This is a genomic window from Mycobacteroides franklinii, from assembly GCF_002013895.1.
GTDB classification, from domain to species: Bacteria; Actinomycetota; Actinomycetes; order Mycobacteriales; family Mycobacteriaceae; genus Mycobacterium; species Mycobacterium franklinii.
Genome location: NZ_MAFQ01000001.1, coordinates 85,512 through 110,307, shown reverse-complemented (window position 1 = coordinate 110,307; position 24,796 = coordinate 85,512). Strand labels below are relative to the sequence as shown.

Below are 24,796 nucleotides of genomic sequence, written 5' to 3'. Positions count from 1 at the left end.
AGCAACACCGGAGCTAGGCGCTCTTCGACTGACCGGAATCCTCCGGCTCGTCGTGCACATCGGGCCGCTGCTCTTCGGCAGTGAGCTCCACATCCTTGGCCTCAACGGGTTCAACCGGCGCCTGCCGCCAGTGCGCACGCCATTCCTCGGCGGTCACCTCACGCAAGTCGCTGACGTCCAGCTCGGCGGCCACATCATCGCCACGGCGGCCCACCAAAATGTCCTTCTCGGCGCGCCGCACGGTGTCCATGAATTCCAAAGCGTCAGCACGCAGCTGGTTTTCGGCGTCGCCGTCGAGATCGATGCGCACCGACAGCAGCTGTACCGGGATCAACTCCGTGGGCAGACCCGCGGCCGTCACCCGACCGAGCACCTTTTGCGTGAGCGCGAGCGCGGGCTGGCTGCTGGACACGCCGTCCAGGCAGGAGTCGCGGTCTTTCTCCTGCGCCTTACGCTCTTCCCATTGCGCCAGTTGCTCTTCCAGCGAGATCGAAGCGGAATCACCACCGGCGCCGAGTATTGCCGGAATGCGGTTGCCCAGCTTGTTCAGCAGCGTCTCGGCGACATCGTCGATATTGAACGGATGCTCGGGCGCGTCCTCGGCGATGCGGGCATGGAAGAGCACCTGTAGCAACACATCGCCCAGCTCGCCGCGAAGCTCGTCGGCATCGCCGGTGCGTACGGCGTCGAACAGCTCGTAGGTCTCCTCGAGCAGATAGCGCCGCAACGAGTCGTGGGTCTGCGTGCTCTCCCACGGACCGTTTGTCCGCAGCCGGTCCATCACGGCCACCGCGTCGATGAGCTTCTCGCCCTGCCGCTCGGGCGGAGCGATGATCCTGGCGCCCGCCTGGATGCGCGCCCGCACCTCCGGGTGATTGCGGTCCGAGGACAACAGCGCGGGTGCATCCTCGCCGATGTACACCGGACGCGCGGTCGACAGCGTCCACGCCAGCCGGACCGGAAGTTCCTCGGTGTATTGCAGATCGCCGGCGAGCAAACCAACTGCCTCCACCGGAACCATGGACGGATGGCGCGGGTCGACGAATACTACGGTGAGTTCTCTTCGCCCAAGAGGCTCATCGCCAGTCATTTGCTCACCTCCATTGGGTTTATATCAACACTGCCCGCGGGGCGTCCCGACAACGCAATCAGTAGATCGGCGATCATGTGGACAAGTTCCAGGTCGCGGATCCGGTCCGAACCCACACCGCCGTCGCCGGAACGCGGAATGGGAACCTGCACAACCGAAGTCGTCGCACGATACTGCGCGGCCGGATGTAAACGTTTCAGCCTCAACTGCGCCGAGTCCAGGAGTGGCAACGGCTGTATCCGAATGTTGGTACCGACCACCGAAAGGTCGGTGATCTCCATCTCGCGACACAGCAATCGCAACGAAGCGACGGCCACCAGTCGCTGCACCGGAAGCGGCAGCGGCCCGTAGCGGTCGGTGAGCTCTTCCACGGCCGCATTGATCTCTGCGGCATCCCCGGCAGCCGCGAGCCGGCGGTACGCCTCGAGCCGCAGCCGATCGCTACCGATGTAGTCGGTGGGCAGATGCGCGTCGACCGGGAGGTCGATGCGCACCTCCTTCGGCTCCTCGGCGGTCAGCACAGTCTTCCCATCCGCCGCAGCGCGATACGCCTCGACAGCCTCGCCGACAAGCCGCACGTAAAGATCAAAACCCACCCCGGCGACATGCCCGGATTGCTCCACCCCAAGCACGTTGCCCGCGCCACGGATTTCCAAGTCCTTCATGGCCACGGCCATGCCTGCGCCCAGATCGTTGTTCTGCGCGATCGTCGAGAGCCTGTCGTAGGCGGTCTCGGTGAGCGGCACCTCGGGTGAGTACAGGAAGTAGGCGTATCCGCGTTCGCGGCTGCGGCCGACACGACCGCGCAGCTGGTGCAGCTGCGACAGACCGAAGATGTCGGCGCGCTCCACGATCAGGGTGTTGGCGTTGGAGATGTCCAAACCGGTCTCGATGATGGTGGTGCACACCAGGATGTCGTATTCGCGGTTCCAGAACCCCTCGACGGTGCGCTCAAGCAATTCCTCAGGCATTTGGCCGTGCGCAACAACAACTCTGGCCTCGGGGACGAGATCGCGTATTCGCGCGGCGGCCTTGTCGATGGTGCTCACCCGGTTGTGCACGTAGAACGCCTGGCCGTCGCGCAACAGCTCGCGGCGCAGCGCCGCCGCCACCTGCTTGTCGTCATGCGGGCCCACATAGGTGAGCACCGGATAACGCTCCTCGGGCGGGGTCAGGATGGTCGACATCTCCCGGATGCCGGCCAGGCTCATCTCCAGGGTGCGCGGAATCGGGGTGGCGCTCATGGTGAGAACGTCTACATGGGTACGCAGCGCCTTGATGTGCTCCTTGTGCTCCACACCGAACCGCTGTTCTTCGTCGACGATCACCAGCCCAAGGTCTTTCCATCGCACCGCGGTCTGCAGCAGCCGGTGCGTGCCGATGACGATATCGACTGAGCCATCGGCCATTCCCTCGATAACCAGTTTCGAGGTGACCGGATCGGTGAAACGCGACAGACCCGCCACCTTCACCGGGAAACCGGCGGTGCGATTGGTGAATGTCTGCAGATGCTGATCCGCCAGCAGCGTGGTGGGTACCAGCACCGCGACCTGCTTACCGTCCTGGACGGCCTTGAATGCCGCGCGCACCGCGATTTCGGTTTTGCCGTAGCCGACGTCGCCGCACACCACCCGGTCCATCGGAACCGGCTTCTCCATATCCGATTTCACTTCGGTGATGGCGGTCAGCTGGTCGACGGTCTCCACGAAGCCGAAGGCGTCTTCCATCTCGCGCTGCCACGGGGTGTCCGGCGCGAAGGCGTGTCCGGGCGCCGCCTGGCGCGCCGCGTACAGCGCGACAAGTTCGCCGGCGATCTCGCGAACAGCCTTACGTGCCTTGGTCTTCGTGTTGGTCCAGTCACTGCCGCCGAGGCGACTGAGACCAGGCGACTCGCCACCCACGTACCGGGACAGTTGATCCAGGGAGTCCATCGGCACATACAGGCGATCGCTCTGACCGCCGGCCGCGGCGCCACGCTTACTCGACGCGTACTCCAGCACCAGGTATTCCCGACGGGCTCCACCGACGGTGCGTTCCACCATCTCCACGAACCGCCCGATGCCGTGCTGATCGTGCACAACGAGGTCACCGGCGGAGAGTGCCAGCGGGTCAACCTGATTGCGGCGCTTGGCCGGTAGCCGCTTGCCGTCGGTGGCCGCAACCCGGCTACCGGTGAGATCCGTCTCGGTGACGATGACGATATTGGCACCCGGGAGTATCACGCCATCGGTGAGATGACCACGCAGCACCCCGACGACGCCCTCGGCAGGCTCTGCGCCCGGCTCTAACAGCGTTGCAGGGGTTTCCGTTTCGGCCAGCTGCTCGATAATCCGATGTGTGGTGCCGGCCCCGGCGGCCACAACGGCCGCCCGCCCACCGGTCATCACGTGGGCACGCAGCATCGCGAAGATCTCCGCCGCGCCCTCTTTGTGACCGCGCGAGGACGGCGACGGTCGCACCGCCAGCGCGACAGCTTGATCGTTGTCCATGCCCAGCGGGCTCAGCGACCACCACGGATACCCGGCCTCGCCCGCCGCATGCTTGACGTCATCGAGTTCACGGAATCCCGAATCTGCCAGTGCGGCAATATCGATCGGTGCATCGGCACCGATGGCGGCGACAGACCAGGATGCCTCCAGGAATTCCCGGCCGGTGCGCTCCAGGTCGGCCGACCGCCTCCGCACCTTCTCCGGATCACAGACCAGGACGGGCGCGTTGTCGGGCAGATGGTCGACCAACATGGTCAGCTCGCCCGAATGCAGCACCGGCAGTAGCGATTCCATACCGTCGACGCAGATGCCGTCCGCCAGCTTGGCGAGCATCTCCCCTACCCCGGCGCCGAGGCGGTGCTCTTCTGGCGTGCTACCGGAAACTCCCGCCACAGCGGCGAGTTCGGCGGCGCGGGTGCGCACCTGCTCGGTGAGAAGCAGCTCGCGACAGGGCATTGCGAGTACGGATGTGACCTCCAACTCGGGGATCGATCGCTGGTCGGCGACGGAGAAGTAGCGCATCTCGCTGACCTCGTCACCCCAGAACTCGACACGCACCGGATGGTCGGCGGTGGGACTGAAAACATCCAGGATGCCGCCGCGCACCGCGAACTCCCCGCGGCCGGCCACCATGTCCACTCGGGTGTATGCGAGCTCGACCAGACGGGCGATCAACCCATCGAATTCCGACTCGGCACCGACGGTGAGCTCCACCGGCTCCAGATCGAACAGCTCGGGGGACATCGGCTGCAGCAGCGAGCGCACCGTGGTCACCACCACTCGCAGCGGCACCCCCATCCGGGAATCCTCCGGATGGGCCAGCCGGTGCAGCACCTGCAACCGGGCACCCACGGTGTCGACACCGGGTGACAACCGCTCGTGCGGGAGCGTCTCCCAGGACGGCAACAGCGTCACCGCGTCGCCGTACACGTCGCGCAGCTCGGCGGCGAGGTCTTGCGCCTCTCGGGTGGTGGCCGTCACAACCAGGACGGGTGGATCGCTCGCATCGGCCATACCCGTCACGACAAATGCGCGTGCACACGTCGGAGCGGTCAGATCGAGGCCGGTCTTGGCGGCAATGGCCGGAGCGAGAACATCGAATGCCGGGTCCCGCAAGGCTGTCCGGATCACCCCGGCGAGAGGCGGGGTAGTCGCAGTCATGGTGGACCCATTCTACGGCGCCCAGATCTCGCCAAAATCGGGCCCATCGCCGTCAAGGCCACGTCAAGAAACTCCACATGCGCTCGCCACGGGCGCACGGTGAATACATGACACTTCTGGACCTCCTGCCGTCCTTACACAATGTGGCTCGGCCACGCGTCGACCCGACGGTGTGGCCGGTCACCACACACCTGGATGAGCAGGGTCGGATGTGCGTCGGAGAGACGGCGCTCTCGGAAATCGCCGACCAGTTCCGCACCCCCGCGTACGTGCTTGACGAGGAGGACTTCCGCTACCGCGCCCGCCGCTATCGCAGCACCCTGCGCGAGATCGAGGTCGCCTATGCGAGCAAGGCACTTCTGACGGCCGATGTCGCGCGCTGGGTGGCTCAGGAGGGGCTGTCGCTGGACGTCTGCTCCTCCGGCGAGTTGGCGACCGCGCTCGCGGGAGGTTTCGACCCGGAACGAATCATCATGCACGGCAACGCCAAGACCCCCGACGAGCTCAGTGATGCCGCCGCCGTCGGCGTGGGCCGGATCGTGGTGGACTCCTACACCGAGATCATGTTTCTGGCGACTCGGCTCAAGAAGCGCCAGCGTGTGCTGGTACGGGTTACCCCCGATATCGATATCCACGGGCATGCCGCCGTCACCACGGGCATCACCGACCAGAAGTTTGGGTTCCCGCTCCACGATGGGCACGCCATCGAGGCCGCCCGTCGCGTTCTGGACCAACCCCTGCTGGACCTCGTGGGCCTGCACTGCCACATCGGCTCACAGGTCACCGACTGCGCGCTGTACGGCGAGACCATCCGCCGCATGATCGCGGCGATGGCCGATATCCGTGCCGAACACGGCGTGATCCTGGGTGAACTCAACATCGGTGGCGGCCACGGCGTTCCCTACCGTTCGGGCGACCCCGAACTCGACCTCGCCGAGCTGCGCGACTTCATTGACGACGCCCTCGATGCCGCCTGCGCGGCCGAGCGCTTCCCGCGCCCGCGCGTCGTCGTCGAGCCCGGCCGCGCCATCTCCGCACGCGCGGGCGTGACGCTGTATCGGGTGGTTTCGGTCAAGACCCAGCCCGGCGGGCGCACCTTCGTGGCCGTCGACGGCGGTATGAGCGATAACCCCCGGGTGTCCCTGTACGACGCGAAATACAGTGTCGCGCTGGCAAACCGGCACCCCTCCGCGCCCCCGCAGCTGGTGACGGTAGCCGGGAGGCACTGCGAATCCGGCGACGAGATCGCCCGTGATGTCAGCCTGCCGTCCGATGTTCGTCCCGGCGATGTATTGGCCGTCGCGTGCACCGGTGCGTACAACCACAGCATGGCCTCGTCCTACAACATGGTGGGACGTCCGCCCGTGCTCGCGGTCCGCGACGGACACGTACGCGAACTGGTGCGCCGCGAAACGATCGCCGATCTGTTGTCGCGGGACCGCGGCGCGCGCTAAAGCGCGGCGCCGCTCTTGGTCGGCGCAACCGTCAACGGCGGCGAGGGGATCTTGGCCGTGGGCGAGGAATGCAGCTCGGCATCGCCCGGCTCGGTGCACACCTGCTCACCCGGCTTGGGTGCGCCGCACTTCTCGTGCGCACCCGCCGGCGGAACGACCGCGGTAGGCAACGCACAGTGTGAAGCTCCTGGGGCGCAGGGCGGGTCGGCGTGAGATATGTCGAGAGCAAGCGGCACACCGACGGTGACCGCAGCAGCAACCAGCAGCGCCGCACGTCTCACCAGCACAAACATCATGAGCAGACGATAGGCCTATTTGATTAGCCAGGCACTACTTCGCAGCGAATTCACAGCAGCGTTCAGCCGTGTGCTTGCGGAGAGGAACCATTGCCCGGCACCATCACGGCCTGGGTCGACTGGGGCGGCGTCGGCAAGTCCCTTACGTTGGGGGCCGACCGCAGCTCCGCGTCCCCCGTCTCGGAGCATTGCTCGAAGGTCTCGGGAACCCTGAGATCGGCAGAGGCGCCGGTGCATTTCTCATCGTCGCCCACGGGCCGTGGCTGATTGGGCGGCAACGCACAACGCGACGCCCCGGCCGGGCACGGGTCCGCGCGCACTGTCCCCGCGGTCAGCGGAATCCCCACGAAGAGAGACAACGAGAGGACTGCCAGTCCGGCACGAATCCACAACAGTCGCATACTGAGCTCCTGACAGCTGGGCGGTCTCCACGCCGAACATAGGCGTGTTCAGACCCAGAAAAGTGAACGGCAGCTGTGAGTCTGCTACCAGTTTGATTCCCGCCGAGGAAAACCCTTGCCAGGCCAGCGATGTCACCGGTCAGGGGCGATTACGCGCCTCGCCGGGAGCGTTGATCGCCTGCCACGGCGGCATGCTGCTTTGCGGAACCTGCGGCATGACATACGGATCCGGACTCGAGTGCAGCTCGACGTCCTCATGTACCGGAGTCGGCGGCAGCGGTGCCTGACACATGGCCGGATCCGCGCACGGCTGCTCCGCACCCGCGACCGGTGCCACCGCCACGATGACCAGAGCGACCGCCGACACGGCGGTAACCACGCATCGGAACGCTGTTGACCTCATGACAGACACCTCGCCTATCCATCAACCCCAAGGGTCTGATTTTAGGCGCTTTTCGCACGTCACATGGTTGATTCGCAGCTTTTCAGCCAGCCAGATCGCGGTGCGTCCGTCTGCCCAACCGGCTCACAGATTATCGGGACGCACCGGCACATCCGGCGGTTTCGGCAAGTCAGCCGGGTCCGGCCAGGACCGCAGCTCGGCGTCGCCCGAGGTCACACAAATCTCCGAACCGGTACGCGGTTGCATGCAGTTCCCGTGCCCTCCCCGGGCCGGGCCCGCGGCATACGTCGTGTCGATGTCAACAGGAACCACGACAAACAAACCCGTCGCCGCCACCGCCAGGACATGCCGAACGCCAGGCATGGAACAACACCCCTTAACTGCTTAGATTCCCTAACGAATCAAAATTAGACTCATTAGGAACTGAAAGCAACTACCGAGGTAACACTGCTCCGTCGTCTACCGGCTAGTGACCCATACCGGGATTACCGAAAACCATCCAGGGTGGCTGCTCGGCCTGCGGAACCTCCGGAATGTCGGCCGGGTTCGGCGAAGAATGCAGTTCCGCATCCCCCGCACGGGTGCACACCATGTCGTCGGGACCGCCGTTGCAATCCTCGGGGTTGGCCGGCGCCGACTGACACATGGCCGGGTCGGCACATTGCGGGTCCGCCGCGGCAACCGGGGCCAGCGACACGGGCAATGCGCCCAGCGCGGCCGCTGCGGCGCCGACCACAGCCCATCGCACAACTACTGACGTCGTCATGACAAACACCTCACCTAACGATCAACCCCGACGACTTAAATTCTAGGTGATCGAGGCATGTCACGCGTGGGTTCACCTCGACTGCCGCCCCGTCAAGGGATCCACACACCCGACCCGGTACCGCCCACGACCAACCACGGCGATGCCTGCGGAACCTCGGGGATGACCTGCCGATTCGGCGTGGAATGCAGTTCCGCGTTGCCGGGCTTCACGCACACCCGCGCGGTGAGCGGACCGCTGCAATTATCGGCCGCCGCACTGGGCGCGCCCATCACACCCAACGCCAACGCGGTCGCCACACACAGAACCCAACGAGACCCCGTCATGACCGACCACCACCTTTACGAACCATCCGTTATGTCGAACGGTCCGGAGTGCGCAGATGTTCCTGCGCGACGGGTCACTCCTCGTGCAGCTGCGGATCGGCTTCCAGGTGCTTCAAACCGTGCCAGCACAGGTTGACGATATGAGCCGCCACCACTTCCTTCTTGGGCTCCCGGGCATCGAGCCACCATTGCGCCGTCATCGACACCTGGCCCACCAACGCCTGCGCGTACAGCGGCGCCATCTCGGCGTCCAGACCGCGGCGCTGGAAGTCGCCCGCCAAGATGCTCGACACCTGGCTCACCGCGTCGTTGAGCAGACTGGAGTACGTCCCCGAGCTGACGCCGGGAGGTGAATCCCGGATCAGGATCCGGAAGCCGTCGGTGCGGTCCTCGATGTAACTCAGCAGGGCAAGCGCCACCTGCTCGAGCCGGACCCGCGAGCGATAACTCGTCAACGACGAGGTGATGCCGTCCAGCAGCACGGACATCTCGCGATCCACCACGACGGCGTACAGCCCCTCCTTGCCGCCGAAATGCTCGTACACGACAGGCTTGGACACCCCAGCGCGTTGCGCGATCTCTTCGATGGAGGTGGCCTCGTATCCGCGCTCGGCGAACAACGACCGCGCCACATCGATCAGCTGGCGGCGGCGCTCAGTGCCGGCCATCCGGACGCGAGGGGTGCGTCCGGGGCCGTCCGGCCTACTAGGTACCGCCATGTGCCATCACTCTTTCTCGACCCCTCGGCAGGCCGCGTGGCCGAGCTAGGTGGTCGACTACAGTCTTCATTCTGTAACAGTCCGTCGTGGTGTAATCGGCAGCACCTCTGATTTTGGTTCAGATAGTTCAGGTTCGAGTCCTGGCGACGGAGCAGTAGGGAGTAGGAAATGCCAGGCAATTCCGCTGGGACTGCAGTAATCGTGCTGGCCGCGGGCGCCGGTACCCGCATGTGTTCGGACATCCCCAAGGTGCTGCATACCCTCGGTGGCCGCTCCATGCTGGCGCACTCCGTGTATGCGGCAGCCAGCGTAAATCCCGAACATCTGGTGATCGTGCTGGGGCATGACCGCGAACGCATCGCCACCGCCGTCGACATCCTCGCCGAGTCGCTCGGCAGGAAGATCGCGATCGCCGTCCAGGAGCAGCAGCTCGGGACCGGACACGCGGTGGCGTGCGGTCTACAGGCGCTGCCGCCGGACTTCTCGGGCACGGTCGTCGTCACCTCGGGCGACATCCCCTTGCTGGACGGCGACACCCTGGCGGGGCTGATCGGCCGGCACACGAGCGAGCCCGCCGCCGCCACCCTGTTGACCACCACGCTGGCAGATCCCACCGGTTATGGACGCATCCTGCGCACCCAGGACCGCGAGGTCATCGCGATCGTCGAGCAGACCGACGCCACTGAGAGTCAGCGCGCCATCGGCGAGGTCAACGCCGGGGTGTACGCCTTCGACGTCGAGGCACTGCACGCGGCGCTCTCGCGGCTGCGCTCCGATAACGCGCAGCACGAGCTGTACCTCACCGATGCCGTCTCGATCATTCGCGAGAGCGGAAAAGTGGTGCACGCCAACCATGTTGACGACAGCGCACTGGTGGCCGGGGTAAATGATCGGGTGCAGCTCTCCGAGCTCGGCGCCGAACTGAACCGCCGGATCATCCGCCATCATCAGCGCAGTGGGGTCACCATCGTCGACCCGTCGAGCACCTGGATCGATGTCGAAGTCCGGATCGGGCAGGACGCCACCATCGCTCCCGGCACCCAGCTGCACTCGTCGACCGTCATCGGCGGCCATTGCCATATCGGACCGTACACCACCCTCATCGACGTCACCGTCGGCGACTCGGCCACGGTCATCCGCACACACGGTCAGGGCTCCACCATCGGCGCGCGATCGGTCATCGGGCCGTTCACCTACCTGCGACCGGGCACGGTCACGGGCGAGAGCGCCAAACTGGGCGCGTTCGTGGAGGTCAAGAACTCCACCGTGGGCCGGGGCACCAAGGTGCCGCATCTGACTTACGTGGGCGACGCCGATATCGGCGAGCACAGCAACATCGGCGCGTCCAGCGTATTCGTCAACTACGACGGAGAGACCAAGCGGCGCACCGTGATTGGCTCGCATGTGAAGACCGGCTCGGACACCATGTTCGTTGCCCCGGTGACCGTGGGCGACGGTGCGTACACCGGCGCCGGGACCGTCATCCGCGAGGACGTGCCGCCGGGCGCGCTCGCGGTGTCGGCCGGCCCGCAGCGCAACATCGAAGGCTGGGTGGCACAGAAGCGTCCGGGCTCGGACGCGGCCAGGGCTGCCGAGGAAGCATCCAAAGGTTCCTGACCGGATTCCTGACCACCGAGAACCCGGGTTGGACATCTCGCGTTCAAATTCCGGCAACCCCCTCCCAGTCATCCGGGAAAGGTCCGTACCATTACCCCGACGGGGCGGTACCCGTCAGTAGCCCAAGACCCGAACTAAACCCAAGAGGACTAGCTGCGCCGTGAGCACCGACTGGACGGACAACCGCAAGAATCTGATGCTGTTCTCGGGTCGTGCGCACCCCGAGCTGGCCGAACAGGTCGCCAAGGAGCTCGACGTCCAGGTGACCGCGCAGACCGCTCGCGATTTCGCCAACGGCGAGATCTTCGTGCGGTTCGAGGAGTCGGTACGCGGCTGCGACGCATTCGTTCTGCAATCGCATCCCGCGCCGCTGAACACCTGGCTGATGGAACAGCTGATCATGATCGACGCCCTCAAGCGGGGCAGCGCCAAGCGCATCACCGCGATCCTGCCGTTCTACCCCTATGCCCGCCAAGACAAGAAGCACCGCGGCCGCGAACCCATCTCGGCCCGCCTGGTGGCCGACCTGTACAAGACCGCCGGCGCCGATCGCATCGTCACCGTCGACCTGCACACCGACCAGATCCAGGGCTTCTTCGACGGGCCGGTGGACCACATGCGCGCCCAGTCGCTGCTCTGCGGCTACATCGCCGAGCACTACGTGAGCAATGGCGAAGATGTGGTCGTCGTGTCACCGGATTCCGGTCGCGTGCGCGTCGCCGAGAAATGGGCCGACTCCCTGGGTGGGGTGCCACTGGCCTTCATCCACAAGACCCGCGATCCGCGAGTACCCAACCAGGTCAAGGCCAATCGCGTCGTCGGTGACGTGACCGGCAAGACCTGCGTCATCACCGACGACATGATCGATACCGGTGGCACGATCGCCGGCGCGGTCGGGCTCCTGCACGAGGCAGGCGCCAAGGACGTCGTGATCGCCGCCACCCACGGCGTGCTGTCCGACCCCGCCGCCGAGCGTCTGGCCAACTGCGGCGCCCGGGAGGTGTTGGTCACCAACACCTTGCCCATCGGCGAGGAGAAGCGGTTCCCGCAACTGACCGTGCTGTCGATCGCACCGCTGCTGGCCAGCACCATCCGCGAGGTCTTCGAGAACGGTTCGGTGACAGGACTTTTCGACGGGAACGCCTAGCCCCGCACCGAACCGATCGGAACTAGACCTCGTCGTTGTCCGACGTCAGAACGGTTCCACTCTCGTCTCCGCCGCACACCGCACCCGCGTTCTCGCATCCGGCGCCGGTACCGCTGGCAGGTGCCGGCGGAGCGATGTTGTTGCTGTCGGTGTCGTCAGGTCCCGACACATCGGCGTCGGGACCGTTACCGCCACCGGGATCGCCCGGATTGAGGGGCGCAGCAGACATCACGGCGACGGGGGCGAGCGGATCCGCCAGGGCGGTGACTTCCGCGGAACCCAGTCCAACAACACCGAAAACGACGAGACCAAGCACTGGCAAGAAACGATGCGCAACCGATCGTGTTCTTGACGATTTCACAAGTAGCATTCAGTAAAGGTACAGCGCTTTCCATGGATGTGGACATGAAAATCTGTGTGCTTTTCAACAGCGAAAACCATTGCGCCAATTGCCCGCCAGAGCCGCCGGGCCGTTCACCCAATCTGGCGAACGGGCGTAACAACCCATAGGGTCGGTCCCGTGAGCACAGCACCCAAGGGGCCACCACCAATCCACCCAACAGAGGGTCGCACCGTGCTACTAAGCGCCACCACCATCCATGAGGTCTTCGAGAACGATTCGATGACAGTACTTTTCGGCAAGAATGCGTAAGGCCGCGCTAGCGATCGCATGCGTGGTGGCACTCGCGACGATCGGATGCGGCACCCAAAAGCCCGGGCAGCCCGCCATTTCCTCGAGCAGCCCGGAATCGACCACCGCACCGAGCAGCTCCTCCGCGGAATCGACCACCGCACCGGCCACCGCCACGCCGACATCGATGAACCAGTATCTGCAAAGCATCGGCGTCAAGGTCACCCCGGTGTCACCGGAGAGCCCGGCCAACGTCCGGGTCGAGCTGCCGCTGCCCGAGGGTTGGGAGAACCTGGGCTCACTCGATCCCGCCTACCTGATCACCGATAAGCCCAGTGGCGCCGATCAGGGCCGAACACCGAGCGCGGTGGTGTATCTCATCAAGCTGGACGGCCCCCTGGACGCCCGCAAGGCGATCACCGAGCACGGATTCGCCGACGCGCAGAACACTCAGAACTTTCAGAAGATCGCCTCGTCCCTCGACGATTTCCAGGGATACCCGTCGGCCGCCATCGAGGGCACCTACGACAACCAGAACGTGCGGGTGCACGCGTGGAACCGGGATGTCATCGTGCCCGACGGATCGCTGCATTACCTGGTTCAGCTCACGGTGACGACCACCGAATCCCAGTCCGCCGCGCTGGCCCCGGACGTCGCCGCCCTCACCGGTGGCCTGAAAGTCACGAAGCGGTAAGGCTGCTCATACCCCTCGACGCTATCGGCCAGGACCGTTAGGGTCAGCTCCCGTGACTAAGTCGACTACCGCATGGACCGCCGCCGAGCTGCCGTCGTTCGAGGGCCGCACCGTCGTCATCACCGGAGCCAATAGTGGACTGGGCCTGGAGACCGCGCGCGAACTGGCCCGTGTGGGCGCGCACGTCATCATGGCGGTGCGCAACACCGAAAAGGGAAACGCCGCCAAGGCTTCGATCAAAGGAAGCACCGAGGTACGTCAGGTCGATGTGGCCAACCTGGCTTCCGTGCGCGCCTTCGCGGACTCCGTCGAGAGCGCCGACATCCTGGTGAACAACGCCGGCATCATGATGGTGCCGCAAGCCAAGACCGTCGACGGCTTCGAAAGCCAAATCGGCACAAACCATCTCGGCGCATTCGCGCTCACCAACCTGCTGCTGCCCAAGCTCACCGACCGGGTGATCGCGGTGTCGTCCGTTGCGCACCGGGCCGGGAAGATCAACCTGGGCGACCTCAACTACAAGCGCCGCGGTTACACCCGTGCGGGGGCCTACGGCGCCTCGAAGCTGGCCAATCTGTTGTTCACCAAGGAATTGCAGCGCCGCCTGAGCGCCGCCGGGTCGGCGGTGCGCGCACTGACCGTTCATCCGGGTGTGGCGGCCACCGAGCTGCAGTCGCACAGCGGGAACCCGATCTTCGAGATCGCGTTGAAGACCGGGAACCTCTTCGCGCAGGACGCCCAACACGGCGCCCTTCCCACGCTGTACGCCGCATCCCAGGACCTGCCGGGTGACACGTACATCGGACCGGACGGGCCGTTCGAGGCCAAGGGGTACCCCAAGCGTGTGGGACGCAGCAGCAGGGCGCAGAATACCGAGACCGCCGAGGGCCTCTGGGAGCTGTCTGAGCACCTCACCGGGGTTTCCTTCGCGCTTTGACCAGCACCGATTGGCCTTTGAGGTTCACGCTCGGCTACTCTGAGCAGGTTGTCACGGCGAGGGTGGGTCTTCCCACCGTTATCGACGGGATCATGGACTTCATCGTGTTGTCCTCCCTGCGCCGTGTCTCACGAAACGCAAGGAGTTGACCAAATGTCCAAGAAGAACACCCCCACCAGCAATAACCTCACCGTCACCGTCCGCAAGGACACCGGTAAGGGCGCCTCACGCCGCGCCCGCCGCGACGGCCAGGTTCCCGCCGTGCTGTACGGCCACGGCACCGCCCCCGAGCACCTGAACCTGCCGGCCCGCGATTTCGCGGCCGTGCTGCGCCACACCGGCACCAACGCCATCCTGACGCTGGACATCGAAGGCCGCGAGCAGCTGGCCCTCACCAAGACCATCGAGATTCACCCCATCCGCCGCAACCTGGTGCACGCCGATCTGCTGGTCGTGCGCAAGGGCGAGAAGGTCGTTGTCGAGGTGAACGTCCACGTCGAGGGCGACGCCGAGAGCGGCACCCTGGTGGCTCAGGACGCCAACACCTTGGAGATCGAGGCCGAAGCAATGTCGATCCCCGAGTTCCTCACCGTCTCGGTCGAGGGCCTGCCCGCCGGCACCCAGATCGCCGCCGGCGCGATCGAGCTGCCCAAGGGCTCCACCCTGATCTCCGATCCCGAGACCCTTGTGGTCAACGTCGTCGCGGCGCCGACCGCCAGCGAGATGGACGCCGAGGGTGGCGGCAGCGAAGGTGCCGAGGCGCCGGTCGCCGAGGCCGCCGAAGGCTCCACCGAAGAGTAGGCGGAGTAATCCGTGCCCGACTCATCCGACGATGCCGTGCTGGTGGTCGGCCTGGGCAACCCCGGGCCGACCTACGCCAGGACACGACACAACCTCGGATTCATGGTCGCCGACCTGTTGGCGGCCAAGGATGGCGCAACCTTCAAGCCGCACAAGAAGTCCGGCGCCGAGGCGACGACGATTCGCCTCGGCGGCCGGGCCGTGAATCTGGCCAAGCCCCGCACGTTCATGAACACCTCGGGTCCTCAGGTGGCCGCGCTGGCCAAGTTCTTTTCGGTTCCCGCCGGGAACGTCATCGTCATGCACGACGAGCTGGATCTGGATTTCGGCACCGTGCGACTCAAGCTCGGTGGCGGCGAGGGCGGCCACAATGGGCTGCGCTCGATATCGCAGTCGCTGGGCACCAAGGACTATCTACGGGTTCGGCTGGGCGTGGGACGTCCACCCGGACGCAAGGACCCGGCGGCCTTCGTGCTGGAGAACTTCGCCAAGACGGAGACCGAGCAGGTTCCCCTGCTGTGTGAACAGGGCGTCGATGCCACGGAGCTACTGGTCCGCCTCGGTCTGGAGGCAGCACAGAATCAGGTACATGCCTGGGGTTAGACGCCTGGATGTGCCCGCTATGGTCTCCTCATGACCGATATCGCGGAGATCACCGGCGCCAACAAGATCGGCCTGCTCAGCCTGGGCGCGTACCGTCCCGAACGCGTCGTCACCAATGAGGAGATCTGCGAGCACATCGAGTCCTCGGACGAGTGGATCTACACCCGCACCGGCATCAAGAGCCGTCGGTTTGCCGCCGACGATGAGTCCGCGCAGACCCTGGCCATCGAGGCGGGGCGTAAGGCCATCGCCAACGCCCTGCTCACCGGTGCCGAGATCGACGCGGTGATCGTCGGCACCAGCACTCACTACTTGCAGACGCCGGCATCCGCCCCGGCCGTCGCCACCGCACTGGGCGCCCAGGGTGTCCCGGCCTTCGATCTGTCGGCCGGCTGTGCCGGGTTCGGGTACGCGGTGGGCGTGGCCGGCGACATGATCCGCGGCGGCAGCGCCAGCAAGGTGCTGGTCATCGGTTCGGAGAAGCTCTCCCCCGCATTGGATATGACCGACCGCGGCAACTGCTTCATCTTCGGCGACGGGGCGGGCGCGGTTGTCGTCGGCGAGACCGCCGAACAGGGCATCGGCCCCACGGTGTGGGGCAGCGACGGCAGTCAGTCCAACGCCATTCGCCAGGACATCGACTGGATGGACTTCGCGGCGGCACCCGACCCGGATGGCCCGCGACCCTACCTGCGCATCGAAGGTACTTCGGTATTCCGTTGGGCCGCTTTCGAAATGGGCAAGGTTGGGCAGCGAGCGATGGAGGCCGCCAAGGTGGGGCCCGAACAGATCGATGTCTTCGTGCCGCATCAGGCCAACACGCGTATCAACGAACTACTGGCCAAGAATCTGCATCTGCGTCCGGATGCCGTCATTGCCAATGACATTGAGCACACCGGCAACACCTCGGCGGCATCGGTGCCGCTGGCCATGGAGACGCTACTGTCCACCGGCGCGGCCAAGCCCGGTGACCTGGCACTGCTCATCGGCTACGGTGCCGGACTCAGCTATGCCGCACAGGTGGTCAGGATGCCACCTGTGCCGTTCGAGTGATGCACGCCTAACGGCACGCGGCAGGCTTCGCCGAACCAGATGTCTTGCTCAGACCTGCGTTATACCCGTTATACCTACGTAGAGTCGAACACAGCTGTTGCCCGCGTCTATGCGACAAGTGACCAAGCCCCCTGCGCGACTGCCCAGCTGTCGCACAGAGGTGGGCAGCCACGACATGGATTCCGCGAAGCAGCAGCCCAACCCGAATTTGCTTCGGCCGCTAGATGACGAGGGCCACCGAGGTCGAGCGACGCAGCTTGCCCGACGGGGTCTTCGGGATGCTGCCCGGTCCGAGCACCACCACATTGCGTGGCCGCACATCGACCTCGGCGACAACCTCGTGGGCGACGTGCTGCTCGATGCGGCGAACCTCGTCCGGGTTCTCGAATGCGTTGGACTCCACCACAACCGCGAAGGTCTCACGCTGGTTCTTGGGGTCGACACCGGCCTCCAGGCGCACCGCAACCGCGCAACCCGGCCGCACACCTTCGACACGTCCGGCGGCACGCTCGATATCGGTCGGGTAGATGTTGCGGCCCGCCATGATGATGACGTCCTTGACGCGACCGCAGACCACGACGTGACCCTTCTCGGTCAGGTATCCGAGGTCACCGGTGTTGTACCAACCGTTTTCGTCCTGGGCGGCCAGGAAACCACCCATGGTCACATAGCCGGGGGTCACCGACTCACCCCGCAGCTCGATGACGCCAACGCCGCGCGGGGGCAGCACATTCAGGTCCTCGTCGATGACCCGCGCCTCGATGCCGGGCAGCAGCGGGCCCAGGGTCGCCAGGTGGCGCAGGTTTCCGCGGGTGGCGGGAACCGCGCGACGCAGGGCGGCCAACAGGTCGGCATCGACCTCGTCGACAACCAGCCCGGATGCCTCGACCTCCGAGAAGGACACGGCCAGTGCGGTTTCGGCCATACCGTAGGCGGGCACCATCGCAGAAGGCCGGAAGCCGAACGGCTTTCCGGCATCACACAGGTCGTGAACCACGGCCGGGTCCACCGGCTCGGCGCCGGAGAGCACGAACCGCAGCGTCGACAGATCGAAGTCACCCGGCTTGGCCTGGTTGCGCAGACGCTTGGCGAACAGCGAATAGGCGAAGTTCGGGGCGGCCGTCATGGTGCCCTTGTACTTGTCGATCAGCCTGCCCCACAACAGGACATCGCGCATGAAGTCCATCGGGGTGATCTTCACCAGTTCGGCGCCGAAGAACATCGGCACCGTCAGGAAGCCGACCATGCCCATGTCGTGGAACAACGGCAGCCAACTGACCATCACGTCGACGTCGGGCTTGTACTTGGAGGCGACGTACATGCCGTGCGCGTTGGCGTACAGGTTGCGGTGGGTGATCTTGACGGCCTTCGGGGAACCAGTCGACCCGGACGTCAGCTGCATGAGCGCGACGGAGTCCTCGTCGGCTTCGACGGGCTCGATCGGGTCGGCGTCCCACAGGTCCTTGATGTGAACGACGATGACGCCCTTCTCCTGCAGCACCGGAGCGGCAGCGTCGAACGGGGCGGACACGATCACAGCCTTGGCGCCGATCATGTCGACGACCTTGAGGGTGTCCTCGGCCCACACGGCGAGGTCGGTGCGTGGGGTCGGCTGGTGCAGCATCGTTAGCGAGGCACCACGCATCCACACGGCCTGGATCGCCGGGGCGATCTCGACGGGCATACCGACCAACATGCCGATCGCGTCGTCGGGGCCGAGGCCCGCGGCGGCCAAACCACCGGCCAGCTGCTTGGCGCGTTCGTGCACCTGTTTCCAGGTGTGCCGGACTGGAGTGTCGGGTTCGCCGGTGACCATGCCCTTGGCGCTGGACAGCGCGTTGGCGTACAGCTCGTCGGTAAACCTGCTCACAGTGTCCTCCTGGCCTAGGCCTGCTGGGCGAGTCACGCTTCCTTACCGGATGCTCCGCCACCCGTGCCACGACGTGCGGTAGGCGCGCGCAGGGCCGTTAGCAGCGGATTCATATCGTTCAGGTGACAGTCCGGATGCCTTCTTATGATCCGCTAGCATCTTAGGCTTTTCTTAATCGCCGACCAAACCCAGTGTGATCTTGACGTTTGGCGTGTCGCCCCACTCGGCGTGTCTAGCCGTCGCTGCGGCCTTGAACGACCTGCGCCCCATGGACGGGACCGCTGGCCACCCGGACCGTGCGGCATACGCCCGCGCCGGCCAGCTCCGCGCTGACATGGACGGCGTCGTCGGCCGAGGTACACAAGAACGCGCAGGTAGGGCCCGATCCGGAAACGATTCCAGCCAGCGCACCCGCAGACTCCCCCGCCCGCAGCGTCCGGCGCAGTTCGGGGTTCAAGCTCACCGCCGCCGCCTGCAACTCATTACCCAAGAGCGGTGCCAATCGGCGCGCATCGCCGGCGGCGAGCGCACCCAAGAGTTCATCTGCCTCGGCGAGCCGGGGCGGATCGCCGTTCTCGCGCAGCCGGTCGATCTCCTTGAAGACCTGGGGTGTGGCCAGACCACCGTCGGCGAAGGCGAACACCCAGTGAAAGACGTTGCGCGCCAATACCGTGGCCAGCTGCTCGCCCCGGCCGGTGCCCAGCGCGGTGCCACCGTGCAACGCAAATGGCACATCGCTGCCCAGCTGAGCGGCCAGGTGGTGCAGATCGCGGCGCGGAACACCGGCGCGCCACAGCTCATTCATCGCGACCAGGACCGCGGCGGCGTCGGCGGAGCCGCCGGCCATACCGCCCGCGACGGGGATGTCCTTATTAATAAAGATCGAGACGTCGGGGGCGCGGCCCACGTGATCGGCGAACAGCTCGGCCGCCTGCCAGGCGAGATTGCGTTCATCGGTGGGCAGCGTGCCTTCGCCCTGCCCGACGACGTCCACGGACAGCACGTCGGCGTCCCGGACGGTCACGTCATCGGCCAACGACACCGCATGAAAAACGGTGGTCAGCTCGTGATAGCCGTCCTCACGGAGGTCACCTACGGCCAGGTACAGGTTGACCTTGCCGGGCGCCCGAACGGTCACCGCGCCGGTAGGCACCCAATCGGAGACGGTCTCGGACACGCCCCTGAGGGTACGTTCTGGCGACGCGAATGGCCGCCACGCATCAAACAACGGAGACATCGCGGCTTTATCTGACTAAAGTCAGATAAATGACCGATACCCTGGTTGACGGCCTGCGCAGCTTCAACAGGACCGTCACGCAACGGATAGGAGTCCTGGAGAGCGAATACCTCGCCCGCGACCGCCCACTCGGGCAGTCGCGGGTGCTGTGGGAAATCGGTGAGAACGGCTGCGACATCCGCGAATTGCGAGCCCGCCTGGGCCTGGACTCGGGCTATCTCAGCAGGCTGCTACGCGCACTGGAAGGTGCCGGGCTGATCGACGTGAACGCAGCCGACGGCGATACCCGAGTGCGCACCGCACGGCTGACCAGTGCCGGCAGCGCCGAACTGGCCGAGCTCGACCGCCGCTCCGACGACCTGGCGCAATCGATCCTCGAACCGCTGAGCGAGAATCAGCGCCGCCGGCTCGCCGACGCCATGGCCGAGGTCGAAAAACTCTTCGTGGCCTCGCAGGTTCAGATCGCCATCATGAACACCCGCTCCCCAGAGGCCCGGTACTGCATTCGCTCCTACTTCGAGGAAATTGCCACCCGGCTCGAAAACGGGTTCGACCCCGCGCTGGCATTGCCCGCCGGCGATGCCGAACTCTCCGCACCCGCTGGGCTGTTTCTCGTCGCGACCCTGCACGAGGAGCCCGTCGGCTGCGGCGGGCTGAAGCTGCTCAGGAATGCCGACAGCATCATCGAAGCAGCCGAGATCAAACGGGTGTGGATCTCCCCCAACGTCCGCGGCATGGGGCTGGGGAAACGCATCCTCGCCGAACTGGAACGGCAGGCGGCCGCGCACGGCGCACAGGCGATTCGCTTGGACACCAACCGGGCGCTGACCGAGGCGATCGCGATGTACCGCTCGGCGGGTTATGACGAGGTCGCCGCGTTCAACGAGGAGAAGTACGCGCACCACTGGTTCGAGAAGCGCCTCGACGCCTCAAGCCCGCGCGCCTAGGCCCTTTTCGCTGCCCCGATGCACGTCGCGGTCAGTAGCCGCGTGAGCGTGCTGGCGAAATCGGTATCCCAATCATCCGGAATGCCGGGCTCGTCGCCGAAGTCGTGTTCGAGTCCCTTGGGGGGATGCGCGAACTGCCACAACATCGCCGCGAGAGCGAAGGACGACATGACGACGTCCAGCGCGGCCTCACGGTCGAACTCCGGCGCCGACCGCTCTATCGCCTCGACGATGGTCATCGCGGCCGCCTGGTTGACCCGCTGCGCCTCACGGACTTGGTCGATGACCACCTCGTGCTCGAAGTGGACGTAATGACTACCCAACAGGTCGCAGAACAGCGGCGCATCGACGAGCGCGCCCGACAGTATCGCGCCGACCTCGACAGGCGACCGCTCCTGTGAACCCTCCAACGCCGTACAGACGGACTCGGCCAACTCCGCCATGCCCTCGGTCGAAAGGCGCAGCAGCACTTCTTTGTGGGAGCTGAAGTAGCGGCGCACCGCGGAGTGATGGACCCCCGCACGATTAGCCAAACCGGTGAGAGTGACGGACGCGACACCCGACTCCAACGCCAAGGAACGCGCGGCTTCCACGAGCGTTGCCGCACGTTGACGCTTGTTCTCCTCGGAGCGGGCGCGCCGAAAACTCAGGGATGTCATCTCACTCAAGATAACGCACGGCGTGTGACTTGCGGGCCCATCTACCCACTGGTAGGTTGCCTGTAACGCACAGGCTATGCGTTACAGGCGAAGCTTCGAATAGTTCTCCGGTTCAAAGCAAACGGGTGAAGGGGTCCTGCGATTCTCAGCGCATTGAAGCGGGCGTGGATCCCCGTGGTGATGGTGCTCGTGTTGGCCATCGCGGGCTTCGCGGTATGGCGGATTCGCGGCATCTTCGGTTCGTCGCAGTTGCCCACCTACGCCGGCAGCATGACCGACGACAAGAACAACTCCAAGCCCAAGCATGTGCTCTACGAGATCTTCGGTCCTCCCGGCACCATCGCGGACATCAACTACATCGACAAGGAAGGGGAGCCCCACCAAATCAACGGGGCGACGCTACCGTGGTCGATTGAGATCGTCACGACCGCACCGTCGATGACGGGAAACATCCTGGCGCAAACCCGCAATGCCGATGGGCTGGGTTGCCGCATCACGGCCAATGACGAGAAAAAAGACGAGAGGTATACCAACGAGGTGAGCGCCTACGTCTACTGCTTTGTGAAGTCCGCATGAGCGGGGCGCACGCCAACGGAGAGCCGACTTTCCTGGCCAAATGGATCCGGCGTCTGTCCATCCCCATCGTCATCGCATGGGTTGCGGTCGTCGTCATTCTCGCGCTCTCGGCGCCTCAGCTCGAGCAGGTGGGTCGCGAGAACACGGTTTCGCTGAGCCCCTCCGACGCGCCGTCCATGAAGGCCATGAAGAACATGGGGCGCCTGTTCCAGGAGTCCGACTCCAACAGCGCCGCCATGATCGTGCTCGAGGGCAACCAACCGCTCGGGCCCGGCTCGCACAAGTTCTACGACGAGATGGTGTCGCAGCTGCGCGCCGACACCAAACACGTTCAGCACGTTCAGGACTTCTGGGGCGACCCGCTGACCGAATCCGGCGCACAGAGCACCGACGGCAAGGCCACCTACGTTCAGCTGAACCTCGCCGGCGACATGGGCGAGACGCTCGCGAACGAATCGATCGAATCCGTCCGCGATGTCGTCAAGAAACTCACGACCGACGAACACGGCAATCCCAAACCGATGCCGGACGGTCTCAAGGTCTACGTCACCGGCCCGGCCGCTCTCCAGGCCGATATGGGCCACGCCGGCGACAGCAGCATGATCAAGATCACCGGGCTGACGTTCATCGTCATCATCGTGATGCTGCTGTTCTTCTACCGATCGATCTTCACCGTGCTGCTGGTGCTGCTCATGGTGGGCATCCAGCTGGGTGCCGCACGCGGCATGATCTCGGTGCTTGGCGACAACCACATCATCGGGCTCTCCACCTTCGCGGTGAACCTCCTTGTGGTGCTCGTCATCGCGGCCGGGACCGACTACGCCATCTTCCTGATCGGGCGATATCAGGAAGCAAGAGCGAAGGGGCTCGAGAGCGAGGCCTCTTACTACGAGATGTTCCATGGCACAGCACATGTCATCTTGGGCACCGGGTCGACCATCGCGGGTGCCATGTACTGCCTGAGCTTCACCCGGATGCCGTACTTCCAGACCATGGGTGTGCCGTGCGCGGTGGCCGTCCTCACCGCGGTGGCCGTCGCACTTACCCTGGGGCCTTCCCTGATCACCATCGGCAGCAAGTTCGGGTTGTTCGAACCCAAGCGCGCCATGCGAATTCGCACCTGGCGTCGTATCGGGGCCGCCATCACGCGCTGGCCCGGCCCCATCCTGGCGGCCTCGATGGCCATCGCCATCATCGGATTGGCCGCGCTTCCCGGATACAAGACCAGCTACGACGACAAGAAGTACATCCCCAAGGACATCCCGGCCAATCAGGGTTTCCAGGCCGCCGACCGGCACTTCGATCCGGCCCGGATGAACCCGGAGATGCTGGTGCTGGAGTCCGACCACGATTTGCGGAACTCCGCGGACTTCTTGGTGATCGACAAGCTCGCCAAGGCCGTCTACCGGGTGCCGGGAATCGCACGCGTGCAAGCGATTACCCGTCCGCAGGGCACACCGATCGAGCACAGCTCCATCCCGTTCCTCATCAGTGCCCAAGGCGTCGGCCAGGTGCAGAACCTGAAGCTGATGAAAGACCGCATGGCGGACATGAAGGTCCAGGCCGACAAGATGGGCATCATGGTCGGCACCATGAAGAAGATGCTGGCCAACATGACCGAGCTCACCGGCGTGATGCACCAGATGATCGGCGACATGCACACGCTGCAGGGCACCATCCATGACATGCGGGACAGCCTGGAGAATTTCGACGACTGGTTCCGCCCCATCAAGAACTACTTCTATTGGGAGAAGCACTGCTTCGATATCCCGGTCTGCCAGGCGTTCCGGTCGATCTTCGAGGTACTGGACAAGATCGACGAGCTCACCGAGAACATGGACGGCATGGTCGTGTCCATGGAGCAGATGGACGTCATCATGCCCCAGATGGTCGCGGACATGCGGGACATGATTCCGCTCATGGAGTCCATGCAGAACATGATGCTGACGATGCACAGCACCATGGCCGGCATGTACGACCTGCAGGACGAGACCAGCAAGGACTCGACCGCCATGGGCAGGGCGTTCGACAAGGCCAAGAATGACGACTCGTTCTATCTACCGCCGGAGATCTTCGACAACCCGGACTTCAAACGCGGCCTGAAGATGTTCCTGTCTCCCGACGGCAAGACACTGCGCATGATCATCTCGCATCGCGGTGATCCCACGTCGCCCGAAGGACTTTCGCATATCGAGCCGATCAAGCTGGCGGCCATCGAAGCGGTCAAGGGCACGCCCCTGGAAGACGCCAAGATCGAACTCGGCGGCACCGCAGCGACATTCCATGACATGGCCGACGGCGCGCGCTACGACCTGATGATCGCCGGTATCTCCGCGCTGTGCCTGATCTTCCTGATCATGCTGCTCATCACCCGCAGCTTCGTGGCCTCGCTGGTGATCGTCGGCACCGTCTTGCTGTCCCTGGGCGCATCATTCGGTTTGTCGGTCATCATCTGGCAGTACATCCTGGGCCAGGAATTGCACTGGATGGTCATGCAAATGGCGATCATCGTGCTGCTGGCGGTGGGCTCCGACTACAACCTGCTGTTGGTCTCCCGGCTCAAGGAAGAGCTTCCGGGCGGCCTGAAAACCGGCATGATCCGGGCCATGGGCGGTACCGGCAGTGTGGTGACCTCCGCAGGCCTGGTCTTCGCGTTCACCATGATGGCCATGGCCATCAGTGACCTGACCATCATCGGCCAGGTGGGTACGACGATCGGCCTTGGCCTGCTGTTCGACACCCTGGTGGTGCGGTCGTTCATGACACCGGCCATCGCGACCCTGCTGGGCCGCTGGTTCTGGTGGCCGCTGAACGTGCGTACCCGTCCGCTACCCCCGCCGAGGACACCGCAGCCGCCGGCATCCGTTCCGCCTACCCCAGCGCCCGTCGGCGCAGGACCGGCGTACTAGGCCCAAATTC

The 24,796-nt window shown here is 65.0% G+C and carries 25 protein-coding genes and 1 tRNA gene; 12 read left to right on the top strand and 14 right to left on the bottom strand.

What is annotated here, in order from left to right; genetic code table 11:
- Positions 1–13 precede the first annotated feature (13 nt).
- Together B4393_RS00700 and mfd are read right to left on the bottom strand one after the other, a co-directional pair.
- Positions 14–1,090: a nucleoside triphosphate pyrophosphohydrolase gene (locus B4393_RS00700; protein ID WP_078332544.1), complete on the bottom strand. Its 1,077-nt coding sequence runs from the start codon at positions 1,088–1,090 to the stop codon at positions 14–16.
- Positions 1,087–4,740, bottom strand: a complete 3,654-nt coding sequence (mfd, locus tag B4393_RS00695) for a transcription-repair coupling factor (protein ID WP_078332543.1) — start codon at positions 4,738–4,740, stop codon at positions 1,087–1,089. Before mfd ends, B4393_RS00700 begins: the two co-directional genes overlap by 4 nt.
- A 107-nt stretch (positions 4,741–4,847) precedes the next feature.
- Between mfd and lysA the strand changes: the two genes are divergently transcribed.
- Positions 4,848–6,194 (top strand): diaminopimelate decarboxylase, encoded by a 1,347-nt coding sequence (gene lysA / locus B4393_RS00690; protein ID WP_078332949.1) that lies wholly within the window; start codon positions 4,848–4,850, stop codon positions 6,192–6,194.
- Here lysA and B4393_RS00685 read toward each other — a convergent pair.
- The 7 genes from B4393_RS00685 to B4393_RS00655 all read right to left on the bottom strand — a co-directional run bounded on the left by B4393_RS00685 (position 6,191) and on the right by B4393_RS00655 (position 9,054).
- Positions 6,191–6,490: a hypothetical protein gene (locus B4393_RS00685; protein ID WP_070936297.1), complete on the bottom strand. Its 300-nt coding sequence runs from the start codon at positions 6,488–6,490 to the stop codon at positions 6,191–6,193. The two genes, lysA and B4393_RS00685, sit on opposite strands and share 4 nt — an antisense overlap.
- Positions 6,491–6,552: 62 nt before the next feature.
- Positions 6,553–6,891 carry a hypothetical protein gene (locus tag B4393_RS00680; protein WP_078332542.1) on the bottom strand — a complete coding sequence of 113 codons (339 nt, stop codon included), beginning with the start codon at positions 6,889–6,891 and terminating at the stop codon, positions 6,553–6,555.
- Positions 6,892–7,030: 139 nt separating this feature from the next.
- Positions 7,031–7,294 (bottom strand): hypothetical protein, encoded by a 264-nt coding sequence (locus B4393_RS00675; protein ID WP_078332541.1) that lies wholly within the window; start codon positions 7,292–7,294, stop codon positions 7,031–7,033.
- A 123-nt stretch (positions 7,295–7,417) separates the two neighbouring features.
- Complete coding sequence (locus B4393_RS00670; protein ID WP_078332540.1) at positions 7,418–7,657, bottom strand: hypothetical protein; 240 nt, start codon at positions 7,655–7,657, stop codon at positions 7,418–7,420.
- A gap of 103 nt (positions 7,658–7,760) precedes the next feature.
- Positions 7,761–8,060 (bottom strand): hypothetical protein, encoded by a 300-nt coding sequence (locus tag B4393_RS00665; protein WP_070936304.1) that lies wholly within the window; start codon positions 8,058–8,060, stop codon positions 7,761–7,763.
- A gap of 92 nt (positions 8,061–8,152) precedes the next feature.
- Entirely contained in the window at positions 8,153–8,386 is a 234-nt protein-coding gene (locus B4393_RS00660) for a hypothetical protein (RefSeq protein ID WP_078332539.1), read from the bottom strand.
- Between the two features lie 74 nt (positions 8,387–8,460).
- Positions 8,461–9,054 carry a TetR/AcrR family transcriptional regulator gene (locus B4393_RS00655; RefSeq protein ID WP_070936308.1) on the bottom strand — a complete coding sequence of 198 codons (594 nt, stop codon included), beginning with the start codon at positions 9,052–9,054 and terminating at the stop codon, positions 8,461–8,463.
- 131 nt (positions 9,055–9,185) lie between these two features.
- Between B4393_RS00655 and B4393_RS00650 the strand changes: the two genes are divergently transcribed.
- The 3 genes from B4393_RS00650 to B4393_RS00640 all read left to right on the top strand — a co-directional run bounded on the left by B4393_RS00650 (position 9,186) and on the right by B4393_RS00640 (position 11,869).
- A tRNA-Gln gene (locus B4393_RS00650) sits at positions 9,186–9,257 on the top strand.
- 16 nt (positions 9,258–9,273) lie between these two features.
- Complete coding sequence (glmU, locus tag B4393_RS00645; RefSeq protein ID WP_078332538.1) at positions 9,274–10,722, top strand: bifunctional UDP-N-acetylglucosamine diphosphorylase/glucosamine-1-phosphate N-acetyltransferase GlmU; 1,449 nt, start codon at positions 9,274–9,276, stop codon at positions 10,720–10,722.
- A 160-nt stretch (positions 10,723–10,882) separates the two neighbouring features.
- Positions 10,883–11,869, top strand: coding sequence for a ribose-phosphate diphosphokinase (locus B4393_RS00640; RefSeq protein WP_005059141.1), 987 nt, complete (start codon positions 10,883–10,885; stop codon positions 11,867–11,869).
- Positions 11,870–11,891: 22 nt separating this feature from the next.
- Here B4393_RS00640 and B4393_RS00635 read toward each other — a convergent pair whose 3' ends face one another.
- Positions 11,892–12,239: a hypothetical protein gene (locus B4393_RS00635; protein ID WP_078332537.1), complete on the bottom strand. Its 348-nt coding sequence runs from the start codon at positions 12,237–12,239 to the stop codon at positions 11,892–11,894.
- A 210-nt stretch (positions 12,240–12,449) separates the two neighbouring features.
- Positions 12,450–12,710 carry a hypothetical protein gene (locus B4393_RS28005; RefSeq protein WP_236743107.1) on the bottom strand — a complete coding sequence of 87 codons (261 nt, stop codon included), beginning with the start codon at positions 12,708–12,710 and terminating at the stop codon, positions 12,450–12,452.
- On the opposite strand from B4393_RS28005, the gene B4393_RS00630 reads away from it, so the two are divergent.
- The 5 genes from B4393_RS00630 to B4393_RS00610 all read left to right on the top strand — a co-directional run bounded on the left by B4393_RS00630 (position 12,598) and on the right by B4393_RS00610 (position 16,588).
- Complete coding sequence (locus B4393_RS00630) at positions 12,598–13,194, top strand: LpqN/LpqT family lipoprotein (protein ID WP_236743099.1); 597 nt, start codon at positions 12,598–12,600, stop codon at positions 13,192–13,194. The genes B4393_RS28005 and B4393_RS00630 overlap by 113 nt on opposite strands.
- A 52-nt stretch (positions 13,195–13,246) precedes the next feature.
- On the top strand, positions 13,247–14,131 hold the full coding sequence (locus tag B4393_RS00625; RefSeq protein WP_078332535.1) for an oxidoreductase: 885 nt from the start codon (positions 13,247–13,249) through the stop codon (positions 14,129–14,131).
- A 153-nt stretch (positions 14,132–14,284) separates the two neighbouring features.
- Entirely contained in the window at positions 14,285–14,932 is a 648-nt protein-coding gene (locus tag B4393_RS00620) for a 50S ribosomal protein L25/general stress protein Ctc (RefSeq protein ID WP_078332534.1), read from the top strand.
- A gap of 36 nt (positions 14,933–14,968) precedes the next feature.
- Positions 14,969–15,535 carry an aminoacyl-tRNA hydrolase gene (gene pth, locus B4393_RS00615; RefSeq protein ID WP_078332947.1) on the top strand — a complete coding sequence of 189 codons (567 nt, stop codon included), beginning with the start codon at positions 14,969–14,971 and terminating at the stop codon, positions 15,533–15,535.
- Positions 15,536–15,565: 30 nt separating this feature from the next.
- Positions 15,566–16,588, top strand: a complete 1,023-nt coding sequence (locus tag B4393_RS00610; RefSeq protein ID WP_078332533.1) for a beta-ketoacyl-ACP synthase III — start codon at positions 15,566–15,568, stop codon at positions 16,586–16,588.
- Between the two features lie 220 nt (positions 16,589–16,808).
- Here the strand turns inward: B4393_RS00610 and B4393_RS00605 are convergent, their stop codons facing one another.
- Positions 16,809–18,458, bottom strand: coding sequence for a fatty acyl-AMP ligase (locus B4393_RS00605; protein ID WP_078332532.1), 1,650 nt, complete (start codon positions 18,456–18,458; stop codon positions 16,809–16,811).
- Positions 18,459–18,690: 232 nt separating this feature from the next.
- Positions 18,691–19,635, bottom strand: coding sequence for a 4-(cytidine 5'-diphospho)-2-C-methyl-D-erythritol kinase (locus B4393_RS00600; protein WP_078332946.1), 945 nt, complete (start codon positions 19,633–19,635; stop codon positions 18,691–18,693).
- An 89-nt stretch (positions 19,636–19,724) separates the two neighbouring features.
- Here B4393_RS00600 and B4393_RS00595 point away from each other — a divergent pair, with 89 nt between their 5' ends.
- Entirely contained in the window at positions 19,725–20,642 is a 918-nt protein-coding gene (locus tag B4393_RS00595; protein ID WP_078332531.1) for a bifunctional helix-turn-helix transcriptional regulator/GNAT family N-acetyltransferase, read from the top strand.
- Here the strand turns inward: B4393_RS00595 and B4393_RS00590 are convergent.
- A complete protein-coding gene (locus B4393_RS00590) occupies positions 20,639–21,301 on the bottom strand; it encodes a TetR family transcriptional regulator (protein WP_078332530.1) in 663 nt (220 codons plus the stop codon). The two genes, B4393_RS00595 and B4393_RS00590, sit on opposite strands and share 4 nt — an antisense overlap.
- A 180-nt stretch (positions 21,302–21,481) precedes the next feature.
- On the opposite strand from B4393_RS00590, the gene B4393_RS00585 reads away from it, so the two are divergent.
- Together B4393_RS00585 and B4393_RS00580 are read left to right on the top strand one after the other, a co-directional pair.
- On the top strand, positions 21,482–21,877 hold the full coding sequence (locus B4393_RS00585) for an MmpS family transport accessory protein (protein WP_232783654.1): 396 nt from the start codon (positions 21,482–21,484) through the stop codon (positions 21,875–21,877).
- Positions 21,874–24,786, top strand: coding sequence for an MMPL/RND family transporter (locus tag B4393_RS00580; protein ID WP_078332529.1), 2,913 nt, complete (start codon positions 21,874–21,876; stop codon positions 24,784–24,786). Before B4393_RS00585 ends, B4393_RS00580 begins: the two co-directional genes overlap by 4 nt.
- Positions 24,787–24,796 lie beyond the last annotated feature (10 nt).